Source organism: Paenibacillus senegalensis JC66 (assembly GCF_000285515.1).
Classification (GTDB): domain Bacteria; phylum Bacillota; class Bacilli; order Paenibacillales; family NBRC-103111; genus Paenibacillus_L; species Paenibacillus_L senegalensis.
The window spans coordinates 31971-55779 of the sequence record NZ_HE610967.1 but is presented as its reverse complement, the minus strand read 5'-3'; the positions used below and the strand labels follow the sequence as shown (position 1 = coordinate 55779).

Genomic DNA, 23809 nt, shown 5'->3' with positions numbered 1-23809 from the left:
CCATCATGCCATTTTGCTAATGGTATCATGATTCAACGGCTCAAATCTGTATTAGCTGAGCTCCCTGCGTTATTTGTGCAGACCACATTCTGTCTTTTGATGCCCAGACCAGCGCCCTGCTCGTGGGTTTTCTCCCGGCATGACAGGACGGGTACACTTATCACAGCCAATACTAGGATAATTCTGATCATGCAGAGGGTTGTAAAAAAGTTTATGCTCACGAATATACTGCCAAACATCGTCAGAGCTCCAATCGGCCAAAGGATTGAATTTTACCAGCCCGAATTTGGTATCGTATTCTATCTTCTTGGCGTTAGCCCGGGTAGGAGCCTGATCTCTGCGAATACCTGTAATCCATGCTTCATATTGAGCTAAAATACTGGTAAGCGGATCTACCTTGCGCAAGCTGCAGCATTGGTTGGGATTGCTGCTCCATAATTCAGCCCCAAACTGTTCCTCTTGCTCTTCCAAGGTTAGTTTCGGTTTAACTTGGATAAAACGGATCCCGTACCGGTCTTCCAGACGATCTCTTGTTTCATAGGTTTCCTTAAAATGCAGGTCTGTATCTAAGTAGAATATGTTTGTGGATGGACTGATTTTCGATAGGATATCAACGAGAACCACGTCTTCTGCGCCAAAGCTGCAAGCCAGTACAAGGTTGGGAAAGCGCCCTACCGCCCAGGATATGACTTCCCCAGCAGACATCTTTTCTAGGTCAATACTCGCTTGGTGAATGAGTTCTTCTTTCTCCAACAAATTCATTTGGCGTCCTCCTTTACGCTATTTCTTAGTATACATATAGGAATTATAAATTTAATTATTGTCGCAATTCCATTTTTAGTCAACCCTCTTTTTTCCATAATTGAAATAAAGTTCTCGCTTTGGCTCTAAATTCAGCTTATGAACAGATGGGCAAAAGGTGCAAAAACCTATGGATCTAGTTTGCCCATCTCATCTAGTGGATGAATTGAATGCGATAAGCTGGCTTGCCGTATCGTCTAAGACTACCGACCAGAGCAGTAAGGCCGCAGAAAATGCAAAAAGCCCCCGACCGTTAAAGGTCGAGAGCTTGTAATATAACATAAATTAACGTTTGGAGAACTGAGGTGCACGACGAGCTGCTTTCAAGCCGTACTTCTTACGTTCTTTCATACGAGGATCACGAGTCAGGAAGCCCGCTTTTTTCAGAGAGCCGCGGAATTCAGGATCCGCTTTTAACAAAGCACGGGAAATACCGTGACGGATCGCACCCGCTTGACCAGTTGTTCCACCGCCATGTGCGGTAACCAGCACATCGTATTTGCCCACCGTTTCTGTTAAAGACAATGGCTGCTTAACAATCAGCTTCAATGTTTCCAAACCAAAATACTCATCTAAATCACGCTTGTTGATAACAATCCGTCCTTCACCCGGCACCAAACGGACACGTGCTACCGAATGTTTACGACGACCTGTTCCATAGTATTGTACTTGTGCCACGAAACTGTCCTCCCTTTATTAACCGCGAAGTTCGTAAACTTCAGGTTGTTGTGCTTGATGCGGATGCTCGGCTCCAGCATACACTTTCAATTTAAGTTTCATCTTGTTACCGAGGCGTGTTTTAGGCAGCATGCCATGAATAGCCAGCTCCAGCATACGCTCCGGTTTGTTTTTCAGCATATCTTGGGCGGTGGTTACTTTCAATCCGCCTGGATACATGGAATGACGGTAATACTTCTTATCCGTCAGTTTATTACCCGACAAAACGATTTTGCTAGCATTGATGACAATAACAAAATCCCCGGTGTCCACATGAGGAGTAAACTGGGGCTTATGTTTGCCGCGAATCAGAGCAGCAGCCTCGCTTGCCAAACGTCCCAAAGTTTTACCTTCGGCATCGATAATATACCATTTCCGTTCTACTTCGTTTGGCTTAGCCATATATGTGGAACTCATTGCTTGATCCTCCTAAGCATTCGAATTACTTCATCTATTTACGTCTATTCTGTATTCTCATTTAGTTTAAGGTTGGTAGCTTCAGACTCGGGGCTGTGGGATAGCCTGTATGAAACACCAAGGTATATCATACTATATCTGCAGTTATTTATCAAGAGAACGATCGCAAAAGAATGCCGCTTTATCAGCTTTTTCTGTCCCGTTCCCTAACTTATGCGGCAGCTATGACATTGCTGCCTGGCTCTACTCGTATTGCACGTCCCACAAGGTGAGAGCATGGGCAAGAGCAGTTGGACCTGCCAAGCTTCGGTTTTTGGCGCTGAGGATGATACCCATCTCTTCCGGCTGCCTCCGGCCCTCCCCAATCTGCAGTAACGTTCCCACAATGATTCTAACCATATTGTACAGAAAGCCGTTACCCTGTATATAGATATGAATCACACCTGCATCACCATCTCCAAGCATTGGCTCCGCTTCAAACACAATGCTGGTGGAATAGATGGTCCGCACGTGTGAAACTACAGCCGCTCGGCGGGAACAAAAAGTGGTGAAATCATGTGTCCCCTCCAACTGCTTCAGAGCCTTTTCCATGGCGGAAAGAGAAAGAGAGCCCGGATGATGCAACCGGGAATCCCGGTACATAACATTCGCCCATTTGCTTCGCTGTATGCTGTAACGGTATGTTTTGGAAACCGCCGATCTTCTCGCGTGAAACTCCATCGGCACCTCTTCTGCAGTGTGTACCACGATGTCTTTGGGCAGTCGTGAATTTAAAGCCAAGCACCAACGGTCGATAGGAATGCTCGAGTTTACTTCGAAGTTAACTACCTGACATCGCGCATGAACGCCTGCATCGGTTCTGCCTGAGGAAGTTAGCTTGACCGATTGCCCCGTTAAATGAAAAACAGCCCGTTCCAGTTCACCTTGGACCGTGTTAGCCTGAGGCTGGATCTGGAAGCCGCTATATTGTGTTCCATCATAACTAACCGTTAATTTTATATTTCTGTTAGCCGTGCCTGGCATTGTTATGAACCCACCACCATCAAAAGAAGAAAATTATAGCGAGTGATAAGATCTTCCCCGATCCCAACACCAAAAGCCGAATCCTCTCATGGAGAGTCCTTTCTTTCACCGATGGCTGCACCCGTCCCCTTAAAAGGGGGCGGCTGGCGTTCAGCACAAAGGTAAGGCTGGCTCTATAGGCGCAAATTGCCCCACAGAGTGGAGCCACGGGGTTACACCGGCTCTTCGGCCTTATAGCGTCACGAGCAAAGAACCCTTAATTTCTCATAAAAATACCCAGCATTGGAGCGAAGCCTTGGAGTTATGACAGGTACTTTGCAGGGACACCAGAAACATATCGTTGCTATAAAAAAAAGGGCTTCAGCAGAATCTAGGATTCTGTCCACCCTTTCCTATCCAGTCGTTAAGCTCGATCCACCAATTCCAAATAGACCATAGGAGCAGCATCTCCACGACGAGGCCCCAGCTTCAAGATACGAGTGTATCCTCCTGGACGCTCGGAATAACGAGTGGCCAATTCAGAAAACAGCTTTTGAATAGCATCTTGTTTTTTACCAGTTTCCTCATCTACACTAGCCGTCTCGCGGCGTACATACGCAGCAACCTGACGGCGAGCATGAAGGTCGCCCTTCTTGGCCAAGGTAATCAGTTTCTCAGCGATCGATTTAACCTCTTTCGCCTTGGCTTCTGTTGTTTGAATGCGTTCATTAATGAATAAATCGGTGACCAAATCACGGAACAAAGCTTTCCGTGCGCTGGAATCCCGACCCAGCTTTTGGTATGCCATGAGGTTCCCTCCTTCTAATCGGAAATCTAGTCTTCCATGCGAAGGCTTAATCCTAATTCATCGAGCTTTTCCTGTACTTCTTCCAAAGATTTGCGTCCAAGATTCCGGACTTTCATCATGTCTTCTTCGGTTTTCGTAATCAGCTCTTGAACGGTATTAATCCCCGCACGCTTCAAGCAGTTGTAGGAACGAACGGAAAGATCCAACTCTTCGATGGTCATTTCCAATACTTTTTCCTTCTTGTCTTCCTCTTTTTCTATCATAATTTCCGCATCTTTTGCTTCATCGGTCAAACCTACGAACAGCATCAGATGTTCGGTCAATATTTTGGCACCAAGACTAACAGCTTCCTCCGGACGAATACTGCCATCGGTCCACACTTCAAAGGTAAGCTTGTCATAGTTAGTAACCTGACCAACACGCGTATTTTCCACACTGTAATTGACGCGGGTGATTGGGGTATAGATCGAATCAATCGGAATGACACCGATCGGCTGATCTTCTTTTTTATTCTTATCTGCTTGTACATAGCCTCTGCCACGATTAGCATTTATCCGCATATGAAGACGGGCATCTGACGAAAGGCTAGCAATATGCAGATCAGGATTCAAAATTTCCACATCACTGTCCGCACGGATATCTCCTGCCGTGATAATACCTTCTCCGTCCGCGTCAATTTCCAGCACTTTTTCTTCGTCGGAATGAATCTTTAACGATAGTCCCTTGAGGTTAAGGATAATTTCCGTAACATCTTCCATTACACCAGGAATGGTAGAGAACTCGTGAAGGACACCTTCGATTTGAACGGAGTTTACAGCAGCACCTGGCAAAGAGGACAACAAAATTCTGCGAAGCGAGTTGCCAAGTGTTGTACCATATCCCCGTTCCAAAGGTTCAACCACAAACATACCGTACGTTCCTTCATCATTCACTGTTACGGTCTCAATTTTTGGTTTTTCAATTTCTATCATTAAGTTTACCCTCCTTCGAAACGTCGTTTCCACTGGATACCCGATAAACATAAAAACACGTAGTATGCCTATCCTTCAACTCCATTATTCACATGTGGAGGATATTTATACTACTTCACGTTCATGAATTAGACGCGACGACGTTTAGGCGGACGGCAACCGTTGTGAGGAATAGGTGTGACGTCTTTGATGAGATTAACTTCCAGTCCTGCAGCCTGCAAAGAACGAATAGCTGCTTCACGGCCGGCTCCCGGACCTTTAACCATAACTTCTACAGCCTTCATCCCGTGCTCCATAGCTGTTTTTGCAGCAGATTCTGCGGCCATTTGAGCAGCGAAGGGAGTGCTTTTACGGGAACCTTTGAAGCCCAGGTTACCTGAACTTGCCCAAGAAATTGCGTTTCCGTGCGGATCTGTAATCGTAACAATCGTATTGTTAAATGTGGAACGGATATGAGCTACTCCGGACTCAATATTTTTACGATCACGACGTTTAGTACGAGCTACTTTTGTTTTAGGTCTAGCCATTCGAATTATCCCCCCTTATTATTTCTTCTTATTAGCTACGGTACGACGAGGACCTTTACGTGTCCGTGCATTTGTTTTAGTGCGTTGGCCTCTAACAGGCAGACTGCGGCGATGACGGATTCCACGGTAAGAACCGATCTCAATCAACCGTTTGATGTTCAAGGAAATCTCGCGGCGCAGGTCTCCTTCAACTTTAACCGTTTTATCGATCGCTTCACGCAGCTTGCTCACTTCATCTTCAGTCAGGTCGCGGACGCGAGTTTCAGGGTTAACACCTGTTGTGCTTAAAATCTTTTGAGAAGTCGTTCTGCCGATACCGAAAATATATGTCAGGGCAATCTCTACTCGCTTATCGCGAGGCAAGTCAACTCCAGCTATACGAGCCATTTGTGCACCTCCTTAACCTTGTTTTTGTTTATGCTTCGGATTCTCGCAAATGACCATGACATTTCCTTTACGTCTGATCACTTTGCACTTTTCGCAAATAGGTTTAACCGACGGTCTAACCTTCATTGTGGTTACCTCCTCAAGGTTTGCGAATGCAAACCTACTTTCGTAAGCATTAGCTTGGGTTTGCTCTAGCAAACCATCTTCGTAAGCATTATTCTCAAGATTTGCATATGCAAAACCTAATTCGTTAACAGTCTTCCCTGTACAAAAAGAACAATCTATCCGTAAGCATTCCCCTGGCGGAAGAATGCAAAACCTAATAGGCTCTTTTTACTGCAAAAAACTATTCTTAGCGGGCATGCTGCAAGTTATTTGTAGCGGTACGTGATCCGTCCTCTTGTTAAATCGTAAGGGGACAGCTCTACCGTAACCTTGTCACCAGGCAAAATACGAATGAAATGCATACGAATTTTACCCGAAACGTGAGCCAGAATTTTATGACCATTCTCCAGCTCTACCTTGAACATGGCGTTAGGAAGAGGCTCAATTACAGTACCTTCCACCTCAATAACATCTTCTTTGGCCACAATCATTCTCCTTCCATGCATTCAGTCTTGTGAAAATTTAGTTAGCGCAAACCGTAACTTTCCATTGGTCACGCGCCCGGTTTCCCTTAAACTATCTGCTACCTCTGTATTGATTGTATCGTACAATCTAAGATGGAGCCGGTTTTTCTTCTTCGGACGGTCAAATTTTCTCTTGCGTCCATCAGCAATCCAGACGAACCGTTCATCTTCTATTCTGATGATCACCGCAAAGCTTCCCGCCTCGCGGCCGCGCAAGATTTCAACAATCTGTCCAAGTTGGGGCTCAGTGACCATCTCCACATTTTCACCTACAATCCTGTCTTGGTCAGGATCTCATAACCCTCTTCCGTGATGGCAATGGTATGCTCGAAGTGTGCGCAATAAGATCCGTCCACCGTTACAACCGTCCAGTTGTCCTCTAATGTCTTCACGTAACGCTCTCCTACATTCACCATTGGTTCGATTGCCAAGACCATGCCGGGCTTTAATCGTGGGCCACGGTGGGGCACCCCGTAATTGGGAATTTGCGGTTCTTCATGAAGATTGGCACCAATTCCGTGTCCAACATATTCCCGAACTATAGAAAATCCTTCTTCTTCTACCGTACGCTGAATAGCGTGCGATAGGGTAAACAAGCGGGCATCAGGCTTAGCTTCCGCCAGCCCGGCATACAGCGATTTTTCCGTTACCTCCAGAAGCTTCTGAGCGGTAGGGGAAATCTCTCCGACCGGATATGTCCACGCCGAATCACCATGATAGCCTTGATAGTACGCTCCGATATCAATACTGATGATGTCGCCTGAGTTAAGTTTTCTTCGACCGGGTATCCCATGAACCAATTCCTCGTTGACTGAAGCACAGATACTGCCTGGAAAGCCATTGTAGCCTTTAAAAGAAGGCGTCGCCCCCTGGCTGCGAATAAAGTTTTCTGCAATGGTATCCAACTCTTTAGTCGTAATTCCAGGCTGAATGGCTTTGGAAAGCAAACGGTGGGTTTCCGCAACAATCCTTCCGGCTTCCCTCATTAGTTCCAGCTCTGATTTAGACTTGCAAACAATCATTAGGCCTTCCCTCTCAAAAGAGATTGGATTTCCTGAGATACAGCATCAATTTCCTTCTCCCCATCAACCTGGCGAAGAATTCCCTTAGCCTCATAGTATTCCAGCAAAGGGGCGGTTTTGGTTACATACTCGTCCAAGCGAGTCCCCACTTTTTCCGCGTTATCATCGGTTCGCTGATACAGCTCACCCTGGCATTTATCACAAACCCCATCAACCTGAGGTGGATTAAACATAACGTGATAAGTGGATCCACAAGATTTGCAAATTCTCCGTCCGGTCAATCGGGCCAGCAGCAGATCGCGATCTACCTTCAAGTTAATCACGTGGTTCAGTTCTCTGCCCAGAGACTTCATAATCTCGTCTAATGCTTCGGCTTGTGCAGTCGTTCTTGGAAAGCCGTCAAGCAAAAAGCCTTGTTCACAATCGGGTTGCTGAAGTCTTTCCCGTACAATCCCGATCGTAATGTCATCGGGTACATATAAACCTTGGTCCATATATTTTTGAGCTTCCAAGCCGAGCGGAGTACCTTGGCTTTTGGCTAAGCGAAAAGCATCACCGGTCGAAATGTGGGGAATGTTGAACTCAGAAACGATCCGTTCGGCCTGAGTTCCCTTCCCAGCTCCAGGAGGACCCATAAATAAAATGTTCACTTCGTGTAACCTCCCTGAAGTGACAGACAAACGACAACCTGCCGAGAGATCATCGTAGGTCTGCTAAGTGTGCTTATGGCACAATCTGACTACTTGTTAATAAACCCTTTGTAATGGCGCTTGATCAGCTGGCTTTCGATTTGCTTCATCGTTTCGAGAGCAACCCCCACCACGATCAGAATTGATGTCCCGCCAATTTGAATGTTAGCCGGAAGACCCGCAAGACCACCCAAAATGAGCGGAAGAACAGAAATAGCTGCCAAGAAAAGAGCACCTGACAAGGTAATTCTATTCAAAACACGGGTAAGATAAGTTGAAGTCGTTTTTCCTGGGCGAATCCCTGGAATATAACCACCGTTCTTCTTCATCTGATCAGCCATCTGCACAGGATTGATTTGAACGAAGGTATAGAAGTACGTAAATCCGATAATTAACAGCACATAGAGCACCATACCCAGCGGTGCAGTCATCGCCAGATTGGTCGTAACCCATTGAGCCACTACGTTATGTGGCCAGAACTGAGCGATTGTACCCGGGAACAGAAGCAAAGAGGAAGCAAAGATGACGGGAATTACCCCCGCGGCATTTACTTTCAACGGAATATGCGTCGATTGTCCGCCGTACATCTTACGTCCAACTACTCTTTTAGCATACTGTACCGTAATTTTACGAACCCCTTGCTGCACAAAGATAACCCCGATAACGACCAGGATCACAACAGCAACAATGATGATAGCCTTCACAATGTTAAGGAACAGAGCGTCTCCGGCGTCAACGAACAAGTCCAGATAAAGCGTCTGGGCCATAGTCGGAATTCCGGCAACAATCCCTGCAAAGATCAGAATCGAAATTCCGTTTCCGATCCCGTGCTCGGTAATTTGCTCACCCAGCCACATCAAGAATGCTGTACCACCTGTCAAGACAATAGCAATCATAAGGTACGTAGTAAAGCTCGGATCGATAACCAGCCCAGGAATCATTCCATTAAATCCAATGGACATCCCGAAAGCTTGAATTAAACCGAGAACGATAGTTCCGTATCTTGTGAATTGAGTCAGCTTCTTCCTTCCTACCTCGCCTTCCTTTGCCCATTGGGCAAATTTAGGGATGACATCCATAGAGAGCAACTGCACGATGATGGATGCGGTAATGTACGGGAATATCCCCATCGCAAAAATAGAGAATTGGAACAAAGCTCCTCCAGAGAAGGTGTTCATTAAACCAAAAATATCCGCTTGCTGCCGATCTACTGCCGATAAAATGTTGGTATCGATATTGGGGACTGGAATGAAAACCCCAATACGATAGACAATCAGAACGAGAAGAGTAAACAGGATCCTTCTACGAAGATCCTCTACTTTCATGATGTTTGATATGGTCTTAAACATTAAATCACCTCGGTTTTACCACCGGCAGCTTCAATTTTTTCCACCGCAGATTTAGAAAACTTGTTTGCTTTCACGGTTAGCTTCACGTTCAGATCACCGTTACCCAAAATCTTAATTCCGTCTAAGGAATTTTTAACGATACCGGAAGACAGCAAAGTTTCCGGTGTAACTTCTGTGCCTTCTGCAAAGTCGTTCAAGCGGTCGAGGTTAACTACGGCGTACTCTTTACGAGTGAAGTTAGTGAAACCACGCTTAGGCAGTCTACGGTAAAGAGGATTTTGTCCACCTTCAAATCCCGGACGAACGCCACCGCCGGAACGAGAATTTTGCCCTTTATGACCTCTTCCGGAAGTCTTACCGTTCCCCGTTGCAATACCGCGGCCCACACGTTTTCTTACTTTGCGGGATCCAGGAGCGGGACTCAGTTCGTGCAATTTCATCGTGTGCACCTCCTTATAGATTTTGCTTAACCTGTGAGAAAGTATCACAGACCAAAATGTTACCCTTCAATTTCTTTAACAGCCACCAGATGGCTGACCTTATTAACCATACCACGGATCGAAGCATTGTCCGGTTGAACGACACTATGATTGACTTTACGCAATCCTAATGTGTTTACGGTCACGCGTTGATCCTGAGGACGTCCAATTAAGCTGCGCTTGAGGGTGATTTCTAATTGCTTGGCCATCGTTTCCCCTCCTAACCTAATAGCTCTTCAACTGTTTTACCCCGGAGCTTAGCAACATCTTCGGCTTTCTTCAAACGCTGCAATCCTTCCAGAGTAGCATTAACCATGTTGATGGAGTTAGAAGAACCCAGAGATTTCGTCAGGATATCGCCTACGCCCGCCAATTCAAGAACAGCACGCACGGGGCCGCCGGCAATAACTCCTGTACCTTGTGCTGCTGGCTTCAACAACACTTTGCCTGCACCGAATCTTCCGACCACCAGGTGAGGAATTGTTGTTTTAACCAACGGTACATAAATCAAGTTTTTCTTAGCGTCTTCGATGCCTTTACGAATCGCATCTCCAACTTCCGAAGCCTTGCCGATACCTGCACCAACCCAGCCGTTTTCGTCTCCGACAACGACCAATGCGCTGAAGCTGAAACGGCGCCCGCCTTTTACAACTTTAGCAACACGGTTGATGTGAACGGTTTTGTCTTTAAGTTCTAAAGTGTTGGGATCTACACGCAAGTCTTTTTACCTCCTTATTAGGTGATTTGCGGATTAGAATTCAAGTCCTGCTTCCCTAGCTGCATCAGCAAGAGCCTGCACACGACCATGATAAAGATATCCTCCGCGGTCAAATACAACTTTCTCGATTCCGTTAGCTTTAGCACGCTTCGCAACCAGTTCTCCAACTTTACGGGCGGCTTCAGCATTTCCACCGTTTCCGATTCCTTCCTTCAGCTCGCTGTCCAAAGTGGAGGCGGATGCGATGGTTACTCCTTTGATATCGTCAATGACTTGAGCATACATATGTTTAGAGGATCTGAAAATACTCAGGCGCGGACGTTCCGTAGTGCCTTGAATTTTTTTCCGGACCCGAAGATGTCTTTTCAAACGAGCTTGATTTTTATCAGGTTTTGTAATCATCCGAATAGTCAACTCCTTTCCGTCAATTAGCAAGCTTTAGCTAACTTACTTTTTCTTACCGGCTTTACCTTCTTTGCGAAGGATGCGTTCACCTTCGTACTTGATTCCTTTGCCTTTATACGGCTCAGGCAAACGTACGGAGCGAACTTCAGCAGCTACTGCACCAACGCGCTCTTTGTCAATTCCTTTAACAATAACTTTTGTGTTAGAAGGAACTTCGAATTCAATTCCGTCCTCAGGCTGAATTTCTACCGGGTGGGAGTAACCCACGTTAAGCACCAGTTTATTACCGCTTTTGTTTGCACGATAACCTACCCCAACCAGCTCTAGTGATTTAACATATCCGTCCGTTACTCCGTTGATCATGTTAGCCACCACAGTTCGGGTAGTTCCGTGTAAGGAGCGGTGTAATTTATTGTCTGAAGGACGTTCAACAGAAATGTTGCTGTCTTCAATAGTAATCTTCATATCTTTGTGCAGTTCGCGGGTTAGAGTTCCTTTAGGGCCTTTTACCGTAATTACGGAATTGTCCAAAGTTACTGTTACGCCACTAGGAACTGCGATCGGTTTGCGTCCGACTCGAGACATGTGTGCACCTCCATTCTAATCAAAAAAAGAACATTCTTACCAAACGTAGCAGATAACTTCTCCACCGGCATTGGATTGACGGGCTTCTTTGTCCGTCATAATGCCGCGAGGAGTAGAAATAATCGCCAATCCGAGTCCGCCCAGAACCTTAGGCACATCCTGGCTCTTGGAATACACTCGCAGGCCTGGCTTGCTGATACGCTTCAAGCCAGTAATAACTCTCTCGTTGTTCGGACCATATTTCAAAAACAGACGGATGATCCCCTGTTTGCTATCTTGAACATACTCTGCATCACGGATGAAACCTTCTTTTTTCAAAATTTCGGCAATTTCCTTTTTAATCTTGGATGCCGGAATTTCTACGGTTTCGTGACGAACGGTATTGGCATTGCGGATACGGGTCAGCATATCTGCAATCGGATCTGACATTACCATATTACGTACCTCCTTCCCGAACTAGGTGATTACCAGCTTGCTTTTTTGACGCCAGGGATCTGGCCTTTGTATGCTAATTCACGGAAACATATTCTGCAAATTTTAAACTTGCGTAGAACGGAATGCGGACGACCACAGCGTTCACAGCGAGTATAAGCTTGCACTTTGAACTTCGGCTTGCGGCGCTGCTTAACGATCATTGAAGTTTTTGCCACTTACTTTCCACCTCCGATAGCTGAATGGCTTTTTATTTTGCGAAAGGCATTCCCAGTTGGGCTAACAGCTCACGGGATTCCTCATCTGTTTGGGCCGTAGTAACGATAACAACGTCCATACCACGGGTTTTGTCTACTTTATCATACTCAATTTCCGGGAAAATCAGCTGCTCTCTCAAACCAAGAGTGTAGTTACCACGTCCATCAAACGCTTTGTTCGATACACCCCGGAAGTCCCGTACACGAGGTAAAGAGATGTTGAACAACTTGTCAAGGAAGTGATACATACGCTCTCCGCGAAGAGTTACTTTAACCCCGATCGGCATACCTTCACGCAGTTTAAAACCGGCGATCGATTTTTTGGCGCGTGTAATGATAGGCTTTTGCCCAGAAATGGTTTGCAGGTCTTCTACTGCGCTATCCAGCACCTTGGAGTTAGCTACAGCATCGCCTACACCCATGTTGATAACGACCTTTTCTACCTTAGGAACTTGCATAACGGTAGTATAGTTAAACTTCTGCATTAATGCAGGAGTAATTTCATTTAAGAAACGATCTTTTAGTCTTGCTGTCATACTCACCAGTACCTCCTTTCCACATTATTACTTGTCGATAGCTTCTCCGGATTTTTTAGCGATCCGTACTTTTTTCCCATTATCCAGAACTTTGTAACCAATGCGTGTTGGGGTTCCGCTCTTTGGATCTACCAGCATAACATTGGAAACATGGATCGGAGCTTCTTGGGTAATGATTCCGCCTTGCGGATTTTGTTGGGATGGCTTAGCGTGTTTTTTTACCATGTTGATTCCTTCAACCAGTACACGGTTTTGTCTTGGATAAGCAGCAATCACGCGGCCTTTCTTCCCTTTATCTTTACCAGTAATAACAAAAACCGTGTCATCTTTCTTAACGTGGAGATTGTTATTGTAGGATTCAAGCTTCTTTTTCTTCGGGTTCGGCATTTGAAGTACACCTCCTAAATAACGGATTTGTTCATCCGCATAAGCGGGTCATGAGGCTTTGGTTAGATAACCTCAGGAGCCAAAGAAACGATTTTCATAAAGTCTTTGTCACGCAGCTCACGGGCAACCGGTCCGAAAATACGGGTGCCACGAGGTCCTTTATCTTCTTTTACGATAACCGCAGCATTCTCGTCAAAGCTGATGTAGGAACCGTCTTTACGTCTAGCTCCGCGTTTAGTCCGTACGATTACGGCTCTAACAACGTCTCCTTTTTTGACAACGCCCCCTGGTGTTGCTTCTTTGACAGAGCATACGATTAAATCACCGATATTAGCTGCACGGCGTCCAGTTCCACCTAAGATACGGATACACATCAGTTGCTTCGCTCCGGAGTTGTCCGCTACTTTCAAACGGCTAAAAGGTTGAATCATGGGAGTGGCCTCCTTCCTTCGTTTGTTCGAAATCTTTGCTTATGCAAAAGCCTCTTTGCAGGGCTTAAATAATAACAGCTTCTTCTACAACTTCAACCAGTCTCCAACGCTTGTCTTTGGACAACGGGCGAGTCTCCATAATTTTAACAACATCGCCGATTTTGGCTTGGTTGTTCTCATCATGCGCCTTGAATTTTTTCGTATATTTAATACGTTTGTGGTACAAGGAGTGCTTTTTATAAGTTTCAACAGCAACAACGATGGTTTTGTCCATTTTATCGCTGACCACTTTTCCGATTTGAACTTTGCGTTCGTTACGTTCGCTCATGAAGGATCCTCCTTTCTGGTCTCTGGTTTAGCTTAGCTAATGCCGAGTTCTCTTTCACGCAAAATGGTTTTGGCACGCGCAATCTCTCTACGCACTTTACGGATTTGAGTCGGGTTATCCAGTTGGCCTGTAGCCAGTTGAAAACGGAGGTTAAACAATTCTTCCTTAAAGCTGGCGATTTTCCGTTCAATTTCTTCAGTGGTTAAGTTGCGAAATTCACTAGCCTTCATTTGCTTCACCACCCACTTCATCACGTTTCACAAACTTGGTTTTGATCGGCAGTTTGTGGGACGCCAGGCGCATCGCTTCACGTGCAACCTCTTCACTCACCCCAGCCAATTCAAACAAAATTTTACCGGGCTTAACAACTGCAACCCATTTTTCTACGTTCCCTTTACCACTACCCATACGAACCTCAAGAGGCTTTTGAGTAATTGGCTTGGAAGGGAAAATCTTGATCCAAACTTTACCACCACGTTTAATGTAACGTGTCATCGCAATACGGGCAGCTTCGATTTGACGGTTGGTTACCCAGGATGGCTCCAGCGCTTGCAAACCGTATTCGCCGAAAGCGACCTCCGTGCCGCCCTTGGCTCTGCCTTTCATACTTCCGCGATGCTCTTTGCGGTGCTTAACGCGTTTTGGCATTAACATGATTAGTTTCCTCCTTCCTCTGCAGCCTTCTTCTTGGCAGGCGGAAGAACTTCCCCACGATAGATCCAAACCTTTACGCCGATCCGTCCGTAAGTAGTGTGTGCTTCAGCAGTACCATAGTCGATATCTGCACGCAAAGTGTGCAGCGGAACCGTTCCTTCGCTATAGCCTTCCGAACGCGCAATCTCTGCTCCGCCCAGACGTCCGCTGACTGCTGTTTTGATTCCTTTGGCGCCGGCTCTGATCGATCTTTGAATCGATTGCTTCATAGCGCGACGGAAAGATACGCGACGCTCTAATTGCTGAGCAATGCTCTCTGCAACCAAAGTAGCATCCAGGTCAGGACGTTTGACTTCAGAAATATTAATGTGAACTTTTTTATTAGAAAGCTTGGCAATGTGAGCTCGAATCACTTCTACTTCAGAGCCGCCCTTACCGATAACCATACCAGGCTTAGCGGTATGAATAGTAACATTCACACGGTTAGCTGCTCTTTCGATTTCCACCCGGGATACGGAAGCATCTTTAAGCTTTCCTTTCAGGTAGTCGCGGATTTTTACATCCTCAAGAAGCAAATCACCGTAGTCTTTATCAGCATACCATTTTGATTCCCAATCGCGGATAATTCCGACTCTCAGTCCGATAGGACTTACTTTTTGACCCACACGTTATCCCTCCTTATTTTTCAGATACCACTAAAGTAATGTGGCTCGTACGCTTGTTAATACGGCTCGCACGTCCCATAGCACGTGGCCGGAATCGTTTCATCGTTGGTCCTTGGTTAACGTAAGCTTGTGAAATTACGAGCTTCTCGGGATCCAAGGAGTGATTATGCTCTGCGTTGGCGATCGCAGCGTTCAGAATCTTCTCAACAACCGGAGAAGCTGCTTTAGGCGTGTGGCGAAGAATGGCGATCGCTTCACCCACTTCCTTACCGCGAATCAGATCAACTACCAGCTGAACTTTGCGCGGAGCAATACGGATAAATCTTGCACTTGCCGTTGCTTGCATGAGTTTAACCTCCTCTCGAACCTATCGCTGGCTTCAATCAGCCTATCTTCTCGTTTTCTTGTCGTCGTCCGTATGCCCTTTATAAGTACGGGTTGGAGCGAACTCACCCAACTTATGTCCGACCATATCTTCAGTGACGTACACCGGCACATGCTTTCTGCCATCATAAACGGCAAAAGTATGTCCTACAAACTGGGGGAAAATGGTGGAGCGGCGCGACCAGGTTTTAATGACGACCTTCTTGGTGCTGTTATCCGCTTCTTCAACTTTCTTCAGCAAATAGCTGTCCACGAAAGGGCCTTTCTTCAAACTGCGTCCCATGGATTATCCTCCCTTCATCATCCTGCTAAATAATCATTACTTCGTGCGGCCACGAACAATGTATTTACTCGATGCTTTATTTTTCTTGCGTGTTTTATATCCGAGAGTCGGTTTACCCCATGGGGACATTGGCGACTTCCGTCCGATAGGAGCGCGGCCTTCACCACCACCGTGAGGGTGATCGTTAGGGTTCATAACAACCCCGCGAACTTCAGGTCTTTTACCCAACCAACGGGATCTGCCGGCTTTACCGATTTTAACCAACTCATGATCTTCGTTACCAACGGAGCCGATCGTTGCGCGGCAAACCTTTAAGACACGACGCACTTCACCGGAGCTCAGGCGAATAGTTACATAACGATCTTCTTTACCAAGAAGCTGAGCCTCGGTACCAGCTGCGCGAACCATTTGTCCGCCTTTGCCAGGTTTAAGCTCGATGTTATGAATAACGGTACCTACAGGAATGTTTTCCAAAGGCAGCGCATTACCGACTTTAATATCGGATTGCGGTCCGGATTCGATCACATCGTTCACTTTAAGGCCTTTAGGAGCCAGAATGTATCGTTTTTCCCCATCCGCATAGTGAATCAAAGCAATGTTGGCCGAACGGTTAGGATCATACTCGATCGTAGCAACGCGACCAGGTATTCCGTCTTTGTTCCGCTTGAAGTCGATAATCCGGTATTTTCTCTTATGACCGCCTCCATGATGGCGAACCGTAATTTTCCCTTGGTTGTTCCGTCCAGCGGTTTTGCTAAGCGGTGCAAGCAAGGATTTTTCCGGCCGATTCGTCGTGATTTCCTCAAAAGTGGAAACAGACATCGCGCGTCTTGCCGGAGAGGTCGGTTTATATTTTTTTATAGGCACTTAGATTCCCTCCTAACTTCGAAAAATATCTTAAGACTCGAAGAACTCCAGTTCTTTGCTGTCTTCGCTTAAGGAAATGATCGCTTTCTTCCAGTTCGGTCTATAGCCTGTGTAACGGCCGTAGCGTTTCGGCTTACCAGTCACACGCATTGTGTTAACTTTGGTAACTTTCACTTTAAAGATCTCTTCAATAGCTGATTTGATTTGAGTTTTATTGGCTCTAATATCAACCTCAAAAACGTATTTCTTATCAGCCATCATTTCACTGGAAAGCTCGGTTATTACCGGACGAATGATAATATCACGAGGATTTTTCATTACGCAAGAACCTCCTCTACTTTCTGGACCGCTTCCTTCGTAATGATGAGCTTATCATGTACCAGCACATCCAGTACGTTGATTCCCTCGGCAGTTACAAACTTAACTCCTGGGATATTACGTGCAGACAGCGCTACGTTTTCATCGAATTCAGGCGCTACAACCAGCGCTTTACGATCAACATTCAGGTTTTTCAACATTGCAACGATTTCTTTCGTTTTAGGTTGACTTAGTTGAAGCTGATCCAACACGATGATTTCATTCTCAATCACTTTAGAAGAAAGAGCCGATTTAATTGCTAGACGGCGTACTTTTTTAGGCAATTTGTAAGCATAGCTGCGGGGAGTAGGTCCGAAGACAATTCCGCCACCTTTCCACTGCGGGGAACGAATGCTGCCTTGACGAGCACGGCCTGTTCCTTTTTGTTTCCAAGGCTTGCGTCCTCCGCCTCTTACTTCAGAACGTCCTTTTACTTTATGAGTTCCCTGACGAAGAGAAGCCTGCTGCATAACGACAGCATCATGAAGAACGTGCTTGTTCGGCTCAATACCGAATACCGCTTCGGATAGCTCAAGCTCTCCTACTTGTTCTCCGCTAATGTTATACAAAGCTACTTTTGGCATCTTTTATCCTCCTTTCCCGTTTCCTTATTGTTTCACCGTAGATTTAATGCTGACGAGGCTGTTCTTCGCCCCTGGAATAGATCCTTTTACCAGAATCACATTGCGCTCTGCGTCCACTTTAACTATTTGCAGATTCTGCAAAGTTACCGTGTCTGTACCCATGTGTCCAGGCAGCTTCTTTCCTTTAGGAACGCGGTTAGCCTGAATCGAACCCATGGAACCTGGTCCACGATGATAGTGGGAACCGTGAGACATTGGCCCTCTGCTTTGACCGTGTCTCTTAATTACGCCTGCAAATCCTTTACCTTTGGAAGTGCCAGTTACATCGACAAATTCGCCCTCGCTGAACAGATCCGCTTTGATCTCTTGACCAACCTCGTAATCTGCCAACTCAACTCCGCGAAATTCTCTAATGTAGCGCTTAGGCGTAGCTCCGGCTTTTTTCGCGTGACCGGTTTCCGGTTTGTTCGCGCGCTTTTCTTTCTTATCCACAAATCCGACCTGGATTGCTTCATAACCGTCGTTATCTTTGTCTTTCTTTTGCAGAACGACACAAGGGCCCGCTTCAATTACTGTAACAGGCAAAACCAAGCCTTCCGGGGTAAATACCTGAGTCATTCCCAATTTTCTTCCTAAGATACCTTTTGCCATGTTGACACCTCTTTTCCTTCCCGTATACCTAACGATTTATTATAGTTTGATTTCGATATCCACGCCGGACGGCAGGTCCAAGCGCATCAGTGCATCCACCGTTTGTGGTGTAGGGCTGACAATATCGATCAAACGTTTATGTGTACGCATTTCGAATTGTTCCCTGGAATCCTTGTACTTGTGAACCGCACGAAGAATAGTGATAATTTGTTTCTCCGTTGGAAGCGGAATAGGCCCGGATACACCTGCACCGGAACGTTTTGCCGTTTCTACGATTTTCTCCGCGGATTGGTCAAGAATTCTATGATCGTACGCTTTCAAGCGGATACGAATCTTTTGCTTTGCCATTTGAGTCCCTCCTTCTATCGCCCAAATTATTATCGGACATACTCCGTGAAAATCTCCTGACTGCCCTCCCATGGCAAAGGGGCCGGGTGTGTCAGCAACCTCTCACATCATCGCAACGTCACAGACCAACGTTCACTATTATATCTAATTACGCTGCCTATTGCAACTATAAGTTTTCGCCGTATTTTCAAGCAGCTTCTCTAAGATTATTTTGCCGCTGCCTCCCTGGGAAAACTTATTTGTGTCCTGCCTTCCCGCTTTCTTCAATCGTGTATTAACCGGCAGCATTCTTGTTTCTTCTATAAATAAGAAGCTTGCTCAATATAGCTAGCATCTATAAAATGTACTAAGCAAAAAAGCTGCTCGAGTCCGAAGACTTCAAGCAGCTTCTTCTTTAGTCCAAGAAGTTCCGAGCTTCAATTACTTCTCGATGGAAGCAACCGCACCCGCACCTACTGTACGTCCACCTTCACGAACGGTGAACTTCGTTCCTTGCTCGATAGCGATAGGAGCGATCAGTTCGATCGTTACGGTGATGTTATCGCCAGGCATAACCATTTCAGTACCTTCTGGCAGAGTGATAACACCAGTTACGTCCGTTGTACGGAAGTAGAACTGAGGGCGATAGCCAGTGAAGAAAGGCTTGTGACGGCCACCCTCTTCTTTATTCAGAACGTAGATTTGAGCTGTGAAGTTAGTGTGAGGCTTAACGGAACCTGGCTTAGCCAAAACTTGACCACGCTCGATGTCTTTGCGGTCTACACCACGAAGAAGAGCACCGATGTTGTCACCCGCTTGAGCGGAATCCAGAAGCTTACGGAACATTTCAACTCCGGTTACAACGGATTTTTTAGCTTCGTCTACGAGACCGATGATTTCGATTTCGTCGCCAACTTTAACAGTTCCACGCTCTACACGGCCAGTAGCAACTGTACCACGACCAGTGATCGAGAATACGTCCTCGACTGGCATCAAGAAAGGCTTATCTGTGTCGCGCTCTGGAGTTGGGATGTAAGCTTCGATTTCTTTGAACAGCTCAACGATTTTGTCAGCCCATTCTCCATCAGGGTTGTTCAGAGCTTCACGAGCGGAACCACGGATAACTGGAGTGTCATCGCCAGGGAATTCATACTCGCTAAGAAGATCGCGAACTTCCATTTCAACCAGTTCCAGAAGCTCTTCGTCTTCTACCATGTCACATTTGTTCAGGAATACTACGATGTAAGCAACACCTACCTGGCGGGAAAGCAGGATGTGCTCACGAGTTTGTGGCATAGGACCGTCAGCAGCGGATACAACCAGGATAGCTCCATCCATTTGTGCTGCGCCAGTGATCATGTTTTTAACATAGTCGGCGTGTCCTGGGCAGTCAACGTGAGCATAGTGGCGTTGATCTGTTTCATACTCAACGTGAGCAGTGGAAATTGTAATACCGCGCTCGCGCTCTTCAGGTGCTTTATCGATTTGATCGAAAGCTACTGCAGCACCGCCATATCTTTTAGAAAGAACGGTAGAAATAGCTGCAGTCAAAGTGGTTTTACCATGGTCAACGTGACCAATCGTACCAATATTCATATGGGGTTTTGTACGTTCAAACTTAGCTTTAGCCATAATAAGTTAGCCTCCTTAAAAATAAATATTTTAGGCGCCTTTATGCTTAGCAGAAATTTCTTCTGCAATAGCTTTAGGCACTTCTTCATAATGGGATAGTTCCATAGAGAATACACCGCGACCTTGAGTACGGGAACGAAGTGTTGTGGAATAACCAAACATTTCAGCCAAAGGAACCTTGGCACGAATGATCTGGGCTCCACCTCTGGAATCCATTCCTTCAATCCGGCCCCTGCGGGAACTTACGTCACCCATAACGTCTCCCATGTATTCTTCGGGAACCGTTACTTCGACTTTCATGATTGGCTCGAGAATTACCGGGTTACATTTGTCTTTTGCAGCTTTCAAAGCCATGGAACCGGCAATCTTAAACGCCATCTCACTGGAGTCAACGTCATGGTAGGATCCGTCAAACAAAGTAGCTTTTATGTCAACCAGAGGGAATCCGGCGATGACACCATTCTTCATTGCTTCTTCAATTCCTGCTTGAACCGGAGCAATATACTCTCTAGGAACAGCTCCACCGACAATTTTGTTCTCGAATTGGAAACCAGTTCCCGGCTCAAGAGGTTCAAATTCAACCCAAACGTGACCGTATTGTCCGCGTCCACCGGATTGGCGAACGAACTTTCCTTCGACCTTGGCGGCCGCACGGAAGGTTTCGCGGTAAGCAACTTGTGGTTTACCAACATTGGTATCCACCTTGAACTCTCTGCGCATACGGTCAATGATAATATCCAGATGAAGCTCACCCATACCACGCAGAATGGTTTGGCCGGTCTCTTCATCCGTATGGGCACGAAGAGTAGGATCTTCTTCTGTCAGCTTACCGAGAGCAACGCCCATTTTATCCTGGTCGGCTTTCGTCTTAGGCTCAACCGCGATCTCGATAACCGGATCAGGGAAGTTCATGGATTCCAAGATAACGGGATGCTTCTCATCACAGAGTGTATCCCCTGTTCCTGTATCCTTCAAGCCTACAGCTGCAGCAATATCTCCAGAGTAAACTACATTGATCTCTTGACGGCTGTTAGCATGCATTTGCAGGATACGTCCGATCCGCTCACGTTTGCTCTTCGTTGCATTCAGCACGTAGGATCCGGACTCAAGAATACCGGAATACACACGGAAGAATGTCAGCTTACCAACGTAAGGGTCAGTCATAATTTTAAACGCAAGCGCTGCAAACGGCTCTTCATCAGAAGATTTGCGGTGTGCTTCCGTTCCGTCAGCCAGAACTCCCTTAATGTCAGGAACATCGACAGGAGCAGGAAGGTAGTCAATAACGGCATCCAGCATAAGCTGAACCCCTTTATTGCGGTAAGAAGATCCGCAGATTACCGGGAAGATTTTAACTTCAACTACCCCTTTACGAAGAGCTGATTTAAGTTCCTCTGTAGTGATTTCCTCACCCTCGAGGTACTTCATAGTCAAATCTTCGTCAAGTTCAGCAACCTTCTCTACCAATTCACTGTACAATTCTTCTACTTGATCTGCAAACTCAGAAGGAATCTCGGTTTCTTCGATGTTCTGACCAAGATCATCATTGTACATATAAGCCTTCTTGGCGATGATGTCAATAATCCCTCTGAAGTCATTCTCAGCACCGATAGGCAGCTGAATAGCAACAGCGTTCGCTTGCAGACGCTCACGCATATCTTTTACAACATTTAAGTAATCAGCGCCGATGATATCCATCTTGTTGACATATGCAATCCGCGGAACTCCGTAACGGTCAGCTTGTCTCCATACGGTTTCGGATTGCGGCTCAACGCCTTCTTTAGCACTAAATACACCTACAGCTCCGTCCAATACACGCAGGGAACGCTCAACTTCTACTGTGAAGTCAACGTGACCCGGAGTATCAATGATATTGACGCGGTGCCCTTTCCACTGAGCAGTAGTCGCCGCGGAAGTGATCGTAATTCCGCGCTCCTGCTCTTGCTCCATCCAGTCCATAGTAGCCGCACCTTCGTGAACCTCACCGATTTTGTGCGTACGCCCGGTATAGAACAAGATTCTCTCAGTGGTCGTAGTCTTACCAGCGTCAATATGCGCCATGATACCAATGTTGCGCGTATTTTTTAAGGAGAACTCTCTTACCATTATTATGTCTCCTTCCACTTTTAGGCTATCTTTGCTGAGATTCTACCAACGATAGTGTGCAAATGCTTTGTTAGCTTCCGCCATCTTGTGAGTATCTTCACGCTTTTTGACGGATGCACCCGTATTATTGCTGGCATCGATGATTTCAGCAGCCAGTCTTTCTTGCATAGTTTTTTCTCCGCGCAATCGAGCGTAGTGCACCAACCAACGCAAGCCTAGTGAAGTTCTGCGCTCCGGCTTAACTTCAACTGGAACCTGGTAGTTCGCTCCCCCTACACGACGAGCTTTAACTTCCAGTACAGGCATGATGTTTTTAATGGCTTGTTCGAAAACTTCCATTGGATCATTGCCTGTGCGCTCTTTCACTGCATTGAAAGCATCGTATAAGATTCTTTGAGCTGTTCCTCTTTTACCGTCAATCATAATACGGTTGATAAGACGAGTAACCAGCTTGCTGTTGTATATTGGATCAGGCAGCACATCTCTGCGTGGAACTGGTCCTTTACGTGGCATAGTTATCCCCCTTTCTCTGAAACTTCATTCCTAGAATCGGTTTATTTCTTCTCTTTCGGACGCTTGGTGCCGTATTTCGAGCGAGCTTGCATCCGGTTGTTAACACCTGCGGTATCCAGTGCTCCACGAACAATGTGGTAGCGAACCCCTGGCAGGTCTTTCACCCTACCGCCACGAACCAGAACGACGCTGTGTTCCTGAAGGTTATGGCCAATACCCGGAATGTAAGCTGTCACCTCTACACGGTTAGTCAAGCGTACACGAGCATATTTGCGAAGAGCCGAGTTAGGTTTCTTCGGAGTCATGGTACCCACACGAGTACAGACGCCGCGCTTCTGAGGAGAAGCCAAATCAGTCTCTTCTCTTTTCAAAGCGTTAAAGCCTGTTTGCAATGCAGGAGAGTCTGACTTCGTCACCTTTGCTTTGCGACCTTTACGCACCAATTGGTTAATTGTTGGCATGTTAAACGCACCTCCTTCCTAAGTCTAGTTTATGTCTACTGCGGCAAGCCCACAGAGCCAGGCGAATCATAAAAAAGCGCAGGAAAGTTTCTGCCCGCAGAGTAATACCACGAAGCTTCGCTTGCTCGCTTCATGTTGTTATCCTGCTAACAAAAACCGGTTAGCCTTCTTTTACCAAAGCTACCATAGCGGCGCCCACGTCAATTCCGCAGGCTCTTCCGAGCCCTCTCATGGAATTCACATAGGTGATGACTACGCCTTTGTTGGCGCAAAGGGAGACCATTCTTACTGCGAATGCGCATCCTTTGCAACCAGCACCTCTGCCGCTTTGCCCAGTTCAACCGTGCGCATTGCATGATTAGTTCCTATGCTAAGATGTCTGGACTCTTTGACTTTATCGTACGACATAGATATGCTGATCCTCCTAGTGAAAAGAGAGATCATTCTA

Annotated in this window: 40 protein-coding genes; all 40 read right to left on the bottom strand. The window is 46.2% G+C overall.

What is annotated here, in order from left to right; all coding sequences use genetic code 11:
- Positions 1 to 69: 69 nt before the first annotated feature.
- A complete protein-coding gene (locus PSHG_RS25360) occupies positions 70 to 762 on the bottom strand; it encodes a phosphoadenylyl-sulfate reductase (RefSeq protein ID WP_010279733.1) in 693 nt (230 codons plus the stop codon).
- Positions 763 to 1086: 324 nt separating this feature from the next.
- Positions 1087 to 1479, bottom strand: coding sequence for a 30S ribosomal protein S9 (gene rpsI, locus PSHG_RS25355; protein WP_010279730.1), 393 nt, complete (start codon positions 1477 to 1479; stop codon positions 1087 to 1089).
- Between the two features lie 18 nt (positions 1480 to 1497).
- Positions 1498 to 1935, bottom strand: coding sequence for a 50S ribosomal protein L13 (rplM, locus tag PSHG_RS25350; protein ID WP_010279727.1), 438 nt, complete (start codon positions 1933 to 1935; stop codon positions 1498 to 1500).
- 243 nt (positions 1936 to 2178) lie between these two features.
- Complete coding sequence (gene truA, locus PSHG_RS25345) at positions 2179 to 2958, bottom strand: tRNA pseudouridine(38-40) synthase TruA (RefSeq protein WP_010279724.1); 780 nt, start codon at positions 2956 to 2958, stop codon at positions 2179 to 2181.
- Between the two features lie 403 nt (positions 2959 to 3361).
- Positions 3362 to 3745: a 50S ribosomal protein L17 gene (gene rplQ / locus PSHG_RS25340; protein WP_010279721.1), complete on the bottom strand. Its 384-nt coding sequence runs from the start codon at positions 3743 to 3745 to the stop codon at positions 3362 to 3364.
- Positions 3746 to 3771: 26 nt separating this feature from the next.
- Positions 3772 to 4716: a DNA-directed RNA polymerase subunit alpha gene (locus tag PSHG_RS25335; RefSeq protein WP_010279717.1), complete on the bottom strand. Its 945-nt coding sequence runs from the start codon at positions 4714 to 4716 to the stop codon at positions 3772 to 3774.
- Positions 4717 to 4844: 128 nt separating this feature from the next.
- Positions 4845 to 5243, bottom strand: coding sequence for a 30S ribosomal protein S11 (gene rpsK, locus PSHG_RS25330; protein WP_010279714.1), 399 nt, complete (start codon positions 5241 to 5243; stop codon positions 4845 to 4847).
- Between the two features lie 18 nt (positions 5244 to 5261).
- Positions 5262 to 5630: a 30S ribosomal protein S13 gene (gene rpsM / locus PSHG_RS25325; protein WP_010279711.1), complete on the bottom strand. Its 369-nt coding sequence runs from the start codon at positions 5628 to 5630 to the stop codon at positions 5262 to 5264.
- A 12-nt stretch (positions 5631 to 5642) separates the two neighbouring features.
- Positions 5643 to 5756: a 50S ribosomal protein L36 gene (gene rpmJ, locus PSHG_RS25320; RefSeq protein WP_003333770.1), complete on the bottom strand. Its 114-nt coding sequence runs from the start codon at positions 5754 to 5756 to the stop codon at positions 5643 to 5645.
- 245 nt (positions 5757 to 6001) lie between these two features.
- A complete protein-coding gene (gene infA / locus PSHG_RS25315; protein WP_010279644.1) occupies positions 6002 to 6220 on the bottom strand; it encodes a translation initiation factor IF-1 in 219 nt (72 codons plus the stop codon).
- Positions 6221 to 6241: 21 nt separating this feature from the next.
- Positions 6242 to 6514, bottom strand: coding sequence for a KOW domain-containing RNA-binding protein (locus tag PSHG_RS25310; protein WP_010279641.1), 273 nt, complete (start codon positions 6512 to 6514; stop codon positions 6242 to 6244).
- 14 nt (positions 6515 to 6528) lie between these two features.
- Positions 6529 to 7281, bottom strand: a complete 753-nt coding sequence (gene map, locus PSHG_RS25305) for a type I methionyl aminopeptidase (RefSeq protein WP_010279638.1) — start codon at positions 7279 to 7281, stop codon at positions 6529 to 6531.
- The gene (locus PSHG_RS25300; RefSeq protein WP_010279636.1) at positions 7281 to 7931 is read right to left on the bottom strand and encodes an adenylate kinase; all 651 of its coding nucleotides are present in this window, start codon (positions 7929 to 7931) and stop codon (positions 7281 to 7283) included. The genes map and PSHG_RS25300 overlap by 1 nt, the downstream gene beginning before the upstream one ends.
- Before the next feature lie 89 nt (positions 7932 to 8020).
- Positions 8021 to 9319: a preprotein translocase subunit SecY gene (gene secY, locus PSHG_RS25295; RefSeq protein ID WP_010279634.1), complete on the bottom strand. Its 1299-nt coding sequence runs from the start codon at positions 9317 to 9319 to the stop codon at positions 8021 to 8023.
- A complete protein-coding gene (gene rplO / locus PSHG_RS25290; protein WP_010279632.1) occupies positions 9319 to 9759 on the bottom strand; it encodes a 50S ribosomal protein L15 in 441 nt (146 codons plus the stop codon). Before rplO ends, secY begins: the two co-directional genes overlap by 1 nt.
- Before the next feature lie 59 nt (positions 9760 to 9818).
- Entirely contained in the window at positions 9819 to 10007 is a 189-nt protein-coding gene (gene rpmD / locus PSHG_RS25285) for a 50S ribosomal protein L30 (protein WP_010279629.1), read from the bottom strand.
- 11 nt (positions 10008 to 10018) lie between these two features.
- Positions 10019 to 10516, bottom strand: a complete 498-nt coding sequence (gene rpsE / locus PSHG_RS25280; protein WP_010279627.1) for a 30S ribosomal protein S5 — start codon at positions 10514 to 10516, stop codon at positions 10019 to 10021.
- 33 nt (positions 10517 to 10549) lie between these two features.
- A complete protein-coding gene (gene rplR / locus PSHG_RS25275) occupies positions 10550 to 10918 on the bottom strand; it encodes a 50S ribosomal protein L18 (protein ID WP_010279626.1) in 369 nt (122 codons plus the stop codon).
- A gap of 45 nt (positions 10919 to 10963) precedes the next feature.
- Positions 10964 to 11506, bottom strand: coding sequence for a 50S ribosomal protein L6 (rplF, locus tag PSHG_RS25270; RefSeq protein WP_010279624.1), 543 nt, complete (start codon positions 11504 to 11506; stop codon positions 10964 to 10966).
- 36 nt (positions 11507 to 11542) lie between these two features.
- Positions 11543 to 11941, bottom strand: a complete 399-nt coding sequence (gene rpsH, locus PSHG_RS25265; protein ID WP_010279623.1) for a 30S ribosomal protein S8 — start codon at positions 11939 to 11941, stop codon at positions 11543 to 11545.
- Positions 11942 to 11970: 29 nt separating this feature from the next.
- Complete coding sequence (locus PSHG_RS30205; protein WP_010279621.1) at positions 11971 to 12156, bottom strand: type Z 30S ribosomal protein S14; 186 nt, start codon at positions 12154 to 12156, stop codon at positions 11971 to 11973.
- Positions 12157 to 12188: 32 nt separating this feature from the next.
- A complete protein-coding gene (gene rplE, locus PSHG_RS25255; RefSeq protein ID WP_010279619.1) occupies positions 12189 to 12731 on the bottom strand; it encodes a 50S ribosomal protein L5 in 543 nt (180 codons plus the stop codon).
- 27 nt (positions 12732 to 12758) lie between these two features.
- Positions 12759 to 13118 carry a 50S ribosomal protein L24 gene (gene rplX / locus PSHG_RS29045; RefSeq protein WP_010279617.1) on the bottom strand — a complete coding sequence of 120 codons (360 nt, stop codon included), beginning with the start codon at positions 13116 to 13118 and terminating at the stop codon, positions 12759 to 12761.
- A gap of 62 nt (positions 13119 to 13180) precedes the next feature.
- Positions 13181 to 13549: a 50S ribosomal protein L14 gene (gene rplN / locus PSHG_RS25245; RefSeq protein WP_010279615.1), complete on the bottom strand. Its 369-nt coding sequence runs from the start codon at positions 13547 to 13549 to the stop codon at positions 13181 to 13183.
- Positions 13550 to 13613: 64 nt separating this feature from the next.
- The gene (gene rpsQ, locus PSHG_RS25240) at positions 13614 to 13877 is read right to left on the bottom strand and encodes a 30S ribosomal protein S17 (RefSeq protein ID WP_010279614.1); all 264 of its coding nucleotides are present in this window, start codon (positions 13875 to 13877) and stop codon (positions 13614 to 13616) included.
- 32 nt (positions 13878 to 13909) lie between these two features.
- On the bottom strand, positions 13910 to 14107 hold the full coding sequence (gene rpmC, locus PSHG_RS25235; protein WP_010279612.1) for a 50S ribosomal protein L29: 198 nt from the start codon (positions 14105 to 14107) through the stop codon (positions 13910 to 13912).
- Positions 14097 to 14531, bottom strand: coding sequence for a 50S ribosomal protein L16 (gene rplP / locus PSHG_RS25230; protein ID WP_010279610.1), 435 nt, complete (start codon positions 14529 to 14531; stop codon positions 14097 to 14099). Before rplP ends, rpmC begins: the two co-directional genes overlap by 11 nt.
- A 2-nt stretch (positions 14532 to 14533) precedes the next feature.
- Entirely contained in the window at positions 14534 to 15196 is a 663-nt protein-coding gene (gene rpsC, locus PSHG_RS25225; RefSeq protein ID WP_010279607.1) for a 30S ribosomal protein S3, read from the bottom strand.
- Between the two features lie 13 nt (positions 15197 to 15209).
- Positions 15210 to 15542, bottom strand: a complete 333-nt coding sequence (gene rplV / locus PSHG_RS25220) for a 50S ribosomal protein L22 (protein WP_010279605.1) — start codon at positions 15540 to 15542, stop codon at positions 15210 to 15212.
- 42 nt (positions 15543 to 15584) lie between these two features.
- Positions 15585 to 15863, bottom strand: coding sequence for a 30S ribosomal protein S19 (gene rpsS / locus PSHG_RS25215; protein ID WP_010279603.1), 279 nt, complete (start codon positions 15861 to 15863; stop codon positions 15585 to 15587).
- A gap of 36 nt (positions 15864 to 15899) precedes the next feature.
- A complete protein-coding gene (rplB, locus tag PSHG_RS25210; RefSeq protein ID WP_010279600.1) occupies positions 15900 to 16730 on the bottom strand; it encodes a 50S ribosomal protein L2 in 831 nt (276 codons plus the stop codon).
- 30 nt (positions 16731 to 16760) lie between these two features.
- A complete protein-coding gene (rplW, locus tag PSHG_RS25205; RefSeq protein ID WP_010279597.1) occupies positions 16761 to 17048 on the bottom strand; it encodes a 50S ribosomal protein L23 in 288 nt (95 codons plus the stop codon).
- Entirely contained in the window at positions 17048 to 17671 is a 624-nt protein-coding gene (gene rplD, locus PSHG_RS25200; protein ID WP_010279595.1) for a 50S ribosomal protein L4, read from the bottom strand. Before rplD ends, rplW begins: the two co-directional genes overlap by 1 nt.
- Positions 17672 to 17695: 24 nt before the next feature.
- On the bottom strand, positions 17696 to 18322 hold the full coding sequence (gene rplC, locus PSHG_RS25195) for a 50S ribosomal protein L3 (protein WP_010279593.1): 627 nt from the start codon (positions 18320 to 18322) through the stop codon (positions 17696 to 17698).
- A gap of 39 nt (positions 18323 to 18361) precedes the next feature.
- Positions 18362 to 18670, bottom strand: coding sequence for a 30S ribosomal protein S10 (gene rpsJ / locus PSHG_RS25190; RefSeq protein WP_010279591.1), 309 nt, complete (start codon positions 18668 to 18670; stop codon positions 18362 to 18364).
- A gap of 420 nt (positions 18671 to 19090) precedes the next feature.
- Positions 19091 to 20281, bottom strand: a complete 1191-nt coding sequence (gene tuf, locus PSHG_RS25180) for an elongation factor Tu (protein WP_010279588.1) — start codon at positions 20279 to 20281, stop codon at positions 19091 to 19093.
- A gap of 30 nt (positions 20282 to 20311) precedes the next feature.
- Entirely contained in the window at positions 20312 to 22387 is a 2076-nt protein-coding gene (gene fusA / locus PSHG_RS25175) for an elongation factor G (RefSeq protein WP_010279586.1), read from the bottom strand.
- 42 nt (positions 22388 to 22429) lie between these two features.
- A complete protein-coding gene (rpsG, locus tag PSHG_RS25170) occupies positions 22430 to 22900 on the bottom strand; it encodes a 30S ribosomal protein S7 (RefSeq protein ID WP_010279583.1) in 471 nt (156 codons plus the stop codon).
- A 41-nt stretch (positions 22901 to 22941) separates the two neighbouring features.
- Positions 22942 to 23361: a 30S ribosomal protein S12 gene (rpsL, locus tag PSHG_RS25165; protein WP_010279580.1), complete on the bottom strand. Its 420-nt coding sequence runs from the start codon at positions 23359 to 23361 to the stop codon at positions 22942 to 22944.
- A gap of 285 nt (positions 23362 to 23646) precedes the next feature.
- Entirely contained in the window at positions 23647 to 23769 is a 123-nt protein-coding gene (locus PSHG_RS31895) for a ribosomal L7Ae/L30e/S12e/Gadd45 family protein (RefSeq protein ID WP_010279574.1), read from the bottom strand.
- Positions 23770 to 23809 lie beyond the last annotated feature (40 nt).

Coding starts and splice junctions, on each gene's coding strand:
- rplF (WP_010279624.1), bottom strand. CDS start 11,506: ATGTCTCGAGTCGGACGCAAACCGATCGCAGTTCCTAGTGGCGTAACA.
- rplC (WP_010279593.1), bottom strand. CDS start 18,322: ATGGCAAAAGGTATCTTAGGAAGAAAATTGGGAATGACTCAGGTATTT.
- PSHG_RS31895 (WP_010279574.1), bottom strand. CDS start 23,769: ATGTCGTACGATAAAGTCAAAGAGTCCAGACATCTTAGCATAGGAACT.
- PSHG_RS25310 (WP_010279641.1), bottom strand. CDS start 6,514: ATGGTCACTGAGCCCCAACTTGGACAGATTGTTGAAATCTTGCGCGGC.
- rpmC (WP_010279612.1), bottom strand. CDS start 14,107: ATGAAGGCTAGTGAATTTCGCAACTTAACCACTGAAGAAATTGAACGG.
- rplO (WP_010279632.1), bottom strand. CDS start 9,759: ATGAAATTGCACGAACTGAGTCCCGCTCCTGGATCCCGCAAAGTAAGA.
- rpsH (WP_010279623.1), bottom strand. CDS start 11,941: ATGGTAATGTCAGATCCGATTGCAGATATGCTGACCCGTATCCGCAAT.
- rpmJ (WP_003333770.1), bottom strand. CDS start 5,756: ATGAAGGTTAGACCGTCGGTTAAACCTATTTGCGAAAAGTGCAAAGTG.
- rpsM (WP_010279711.1), bottom strand. CDS start 5,630: ATGGCTCGTATAGCTGGAGTTGACTTGCCTCGCGATAAGCGAGTAGAG.
- rplV (WP_010279605.1), bottom strand. CDS start 15,542: ATGCAAGCAACGGCAAGTGCAAGATTTATCCGTATTGCTCCGCGCAAA.
- truA (WP_010279724.1), bottom strand. CDS start 2,958: ATGCCAGGCACGGCTAACAGAAATATAAAATTAACGGTTAGTTATGAT.
- rpsJ (WP_010279591.1), bottom strand. CDS start 18,670: ATGGCAAAGCAAAAGATTCGTATCCGCTTGAAAGCGTACGATCATAGA.
- fusA (WP_010279586.1), bottom strand. CDS start 22,387: ATGGTAAGAGAGTTCTCCTTAAAAAATACGCGCAACATTGGTATCATG.
- rplM (WP_010279727.1), bottom strand. CDS start 1,935: ATGAGTTCCACATATATGGCTAAGCCAAACGAAGTAGAACGGAAATGG.
- rplE (WP_010279619.1), bottom strand. CDS start 12,731: ATGACAGCAAGACTAAAAGATCGTTTCTTAAATGAAATTACTCCTGCA.
- rplX (WP_010279617.1), bottom strand. CDS start 13,118: ATGCCGAACCCGAAGAAAAAGAAGCTTGAATCCTACAATAACAATCTC.
- rplN (WP_010279615.1), bottom strand. CDS start 13,549: ATGATTCAACCTTTTAGCCGTTTGAAAGTAGCGGACAACTCCGGAGCG.
- rpsQ (WP_010279614.1), bottom strand. CDS start 13,877: ATGAGCGAACGTAACGAACGCAAAGTTCAAATCGGAAAAGTGGTCAGC.
- PSHG_RS25360 (WP_010279733.1), bottom strand. CDS start 762: ATGAATTTGTTGGAGAAAGAAGAACTCATTCACCAAGCGAGTATTGAC.
- tuf (WP_010279588.1), bottom strand. CDS start 20,281: ATGGCTAAAGCTAAGTTTGAACGTACAAAACCCCATATGAATATTGGT.
- rplP (WP_010279610.1), bottom strand. CDS start 14,531: ATGTTAATGCCAAAACGCGTTAAGCACCGCAAAGAGCATCGCGGAAGT.
- rpsK (WP_010279714.1), bottom strand. CDS start 5,243: ATGGCTAGACCTAAAACAAAAGTAGCTCGTACTAAACGTCGTGATCGT.
- rpsS (WP_010279603.1), bottom strand. CDS start 15,863: ATGGGACGCAGTTTGAAGAAAGGCCCTTTCGTGGACAGCTATTTGCTG.
- PSHG_RS25335 (WP_010279717.1), bottom strand. CDS start 4,716: ATGATAGAAATTGAAAAACCAAAAATTGAGACCGTAACAGTGAATGAT.
- rplW (WP_010279597.1), bottom strand. CDS start 17,048: ATGAAAAATCCTCGTGATATTATCATTCGTCCGGTAATAACCGAGCTT.
- rpmD (WP_010279629.1), bottom strand. CDS start 10,007: ATGGCCAAGCAATTAGAAATCACCCTCAAGCGCAGCTTAATTGGACGT.
- secY (WP_010279634.1), bottom strand. CDS start 9,319: ATGTTTAAGACCATATCAAACATCATGAAAGTAGAGGATCTTCGTAGA.
- rplD (WP_010279595.1), bottom strand. CDS start 17,671: ATGCCAAAAGTAGCTTTGTATAACATTAGCGGAGAACAAGTAGGAGAG.
- rplR (WP_010279626.1), bottom strand. CDS start 10,918: ATGATTACAAAACCTGATAAAAATCAAGCTCGTTTGAAAAGACATCTT.
- rpsG (WP_010279583.1), bottom strand. CDS start 22,900: ATGCCACGTAAAGGACCAGTTCCACGCAGAGATGTGCTGCCTGATCCA.
- map (WP_010279638.1), bottom strand. CDS start 7,281: ATGATTGTTTGCAAGTCTAAATCAGAGCTGGAACTAATGAGGGAAGCC.
- rpsL (WP_010279580.1), bottom strand. CDS start 23,361: ATGCCAACAATTAACCAATTGGTGCGTAAAGGTCGCAAAGCAAAGGTG.
- rplQ (WP_010279721.1), bottom strand. CDS start 3,745: ATGGCATACCAAAAGCTGGGTCGGGATTCCAGCGCACGGAAAGCTTTG.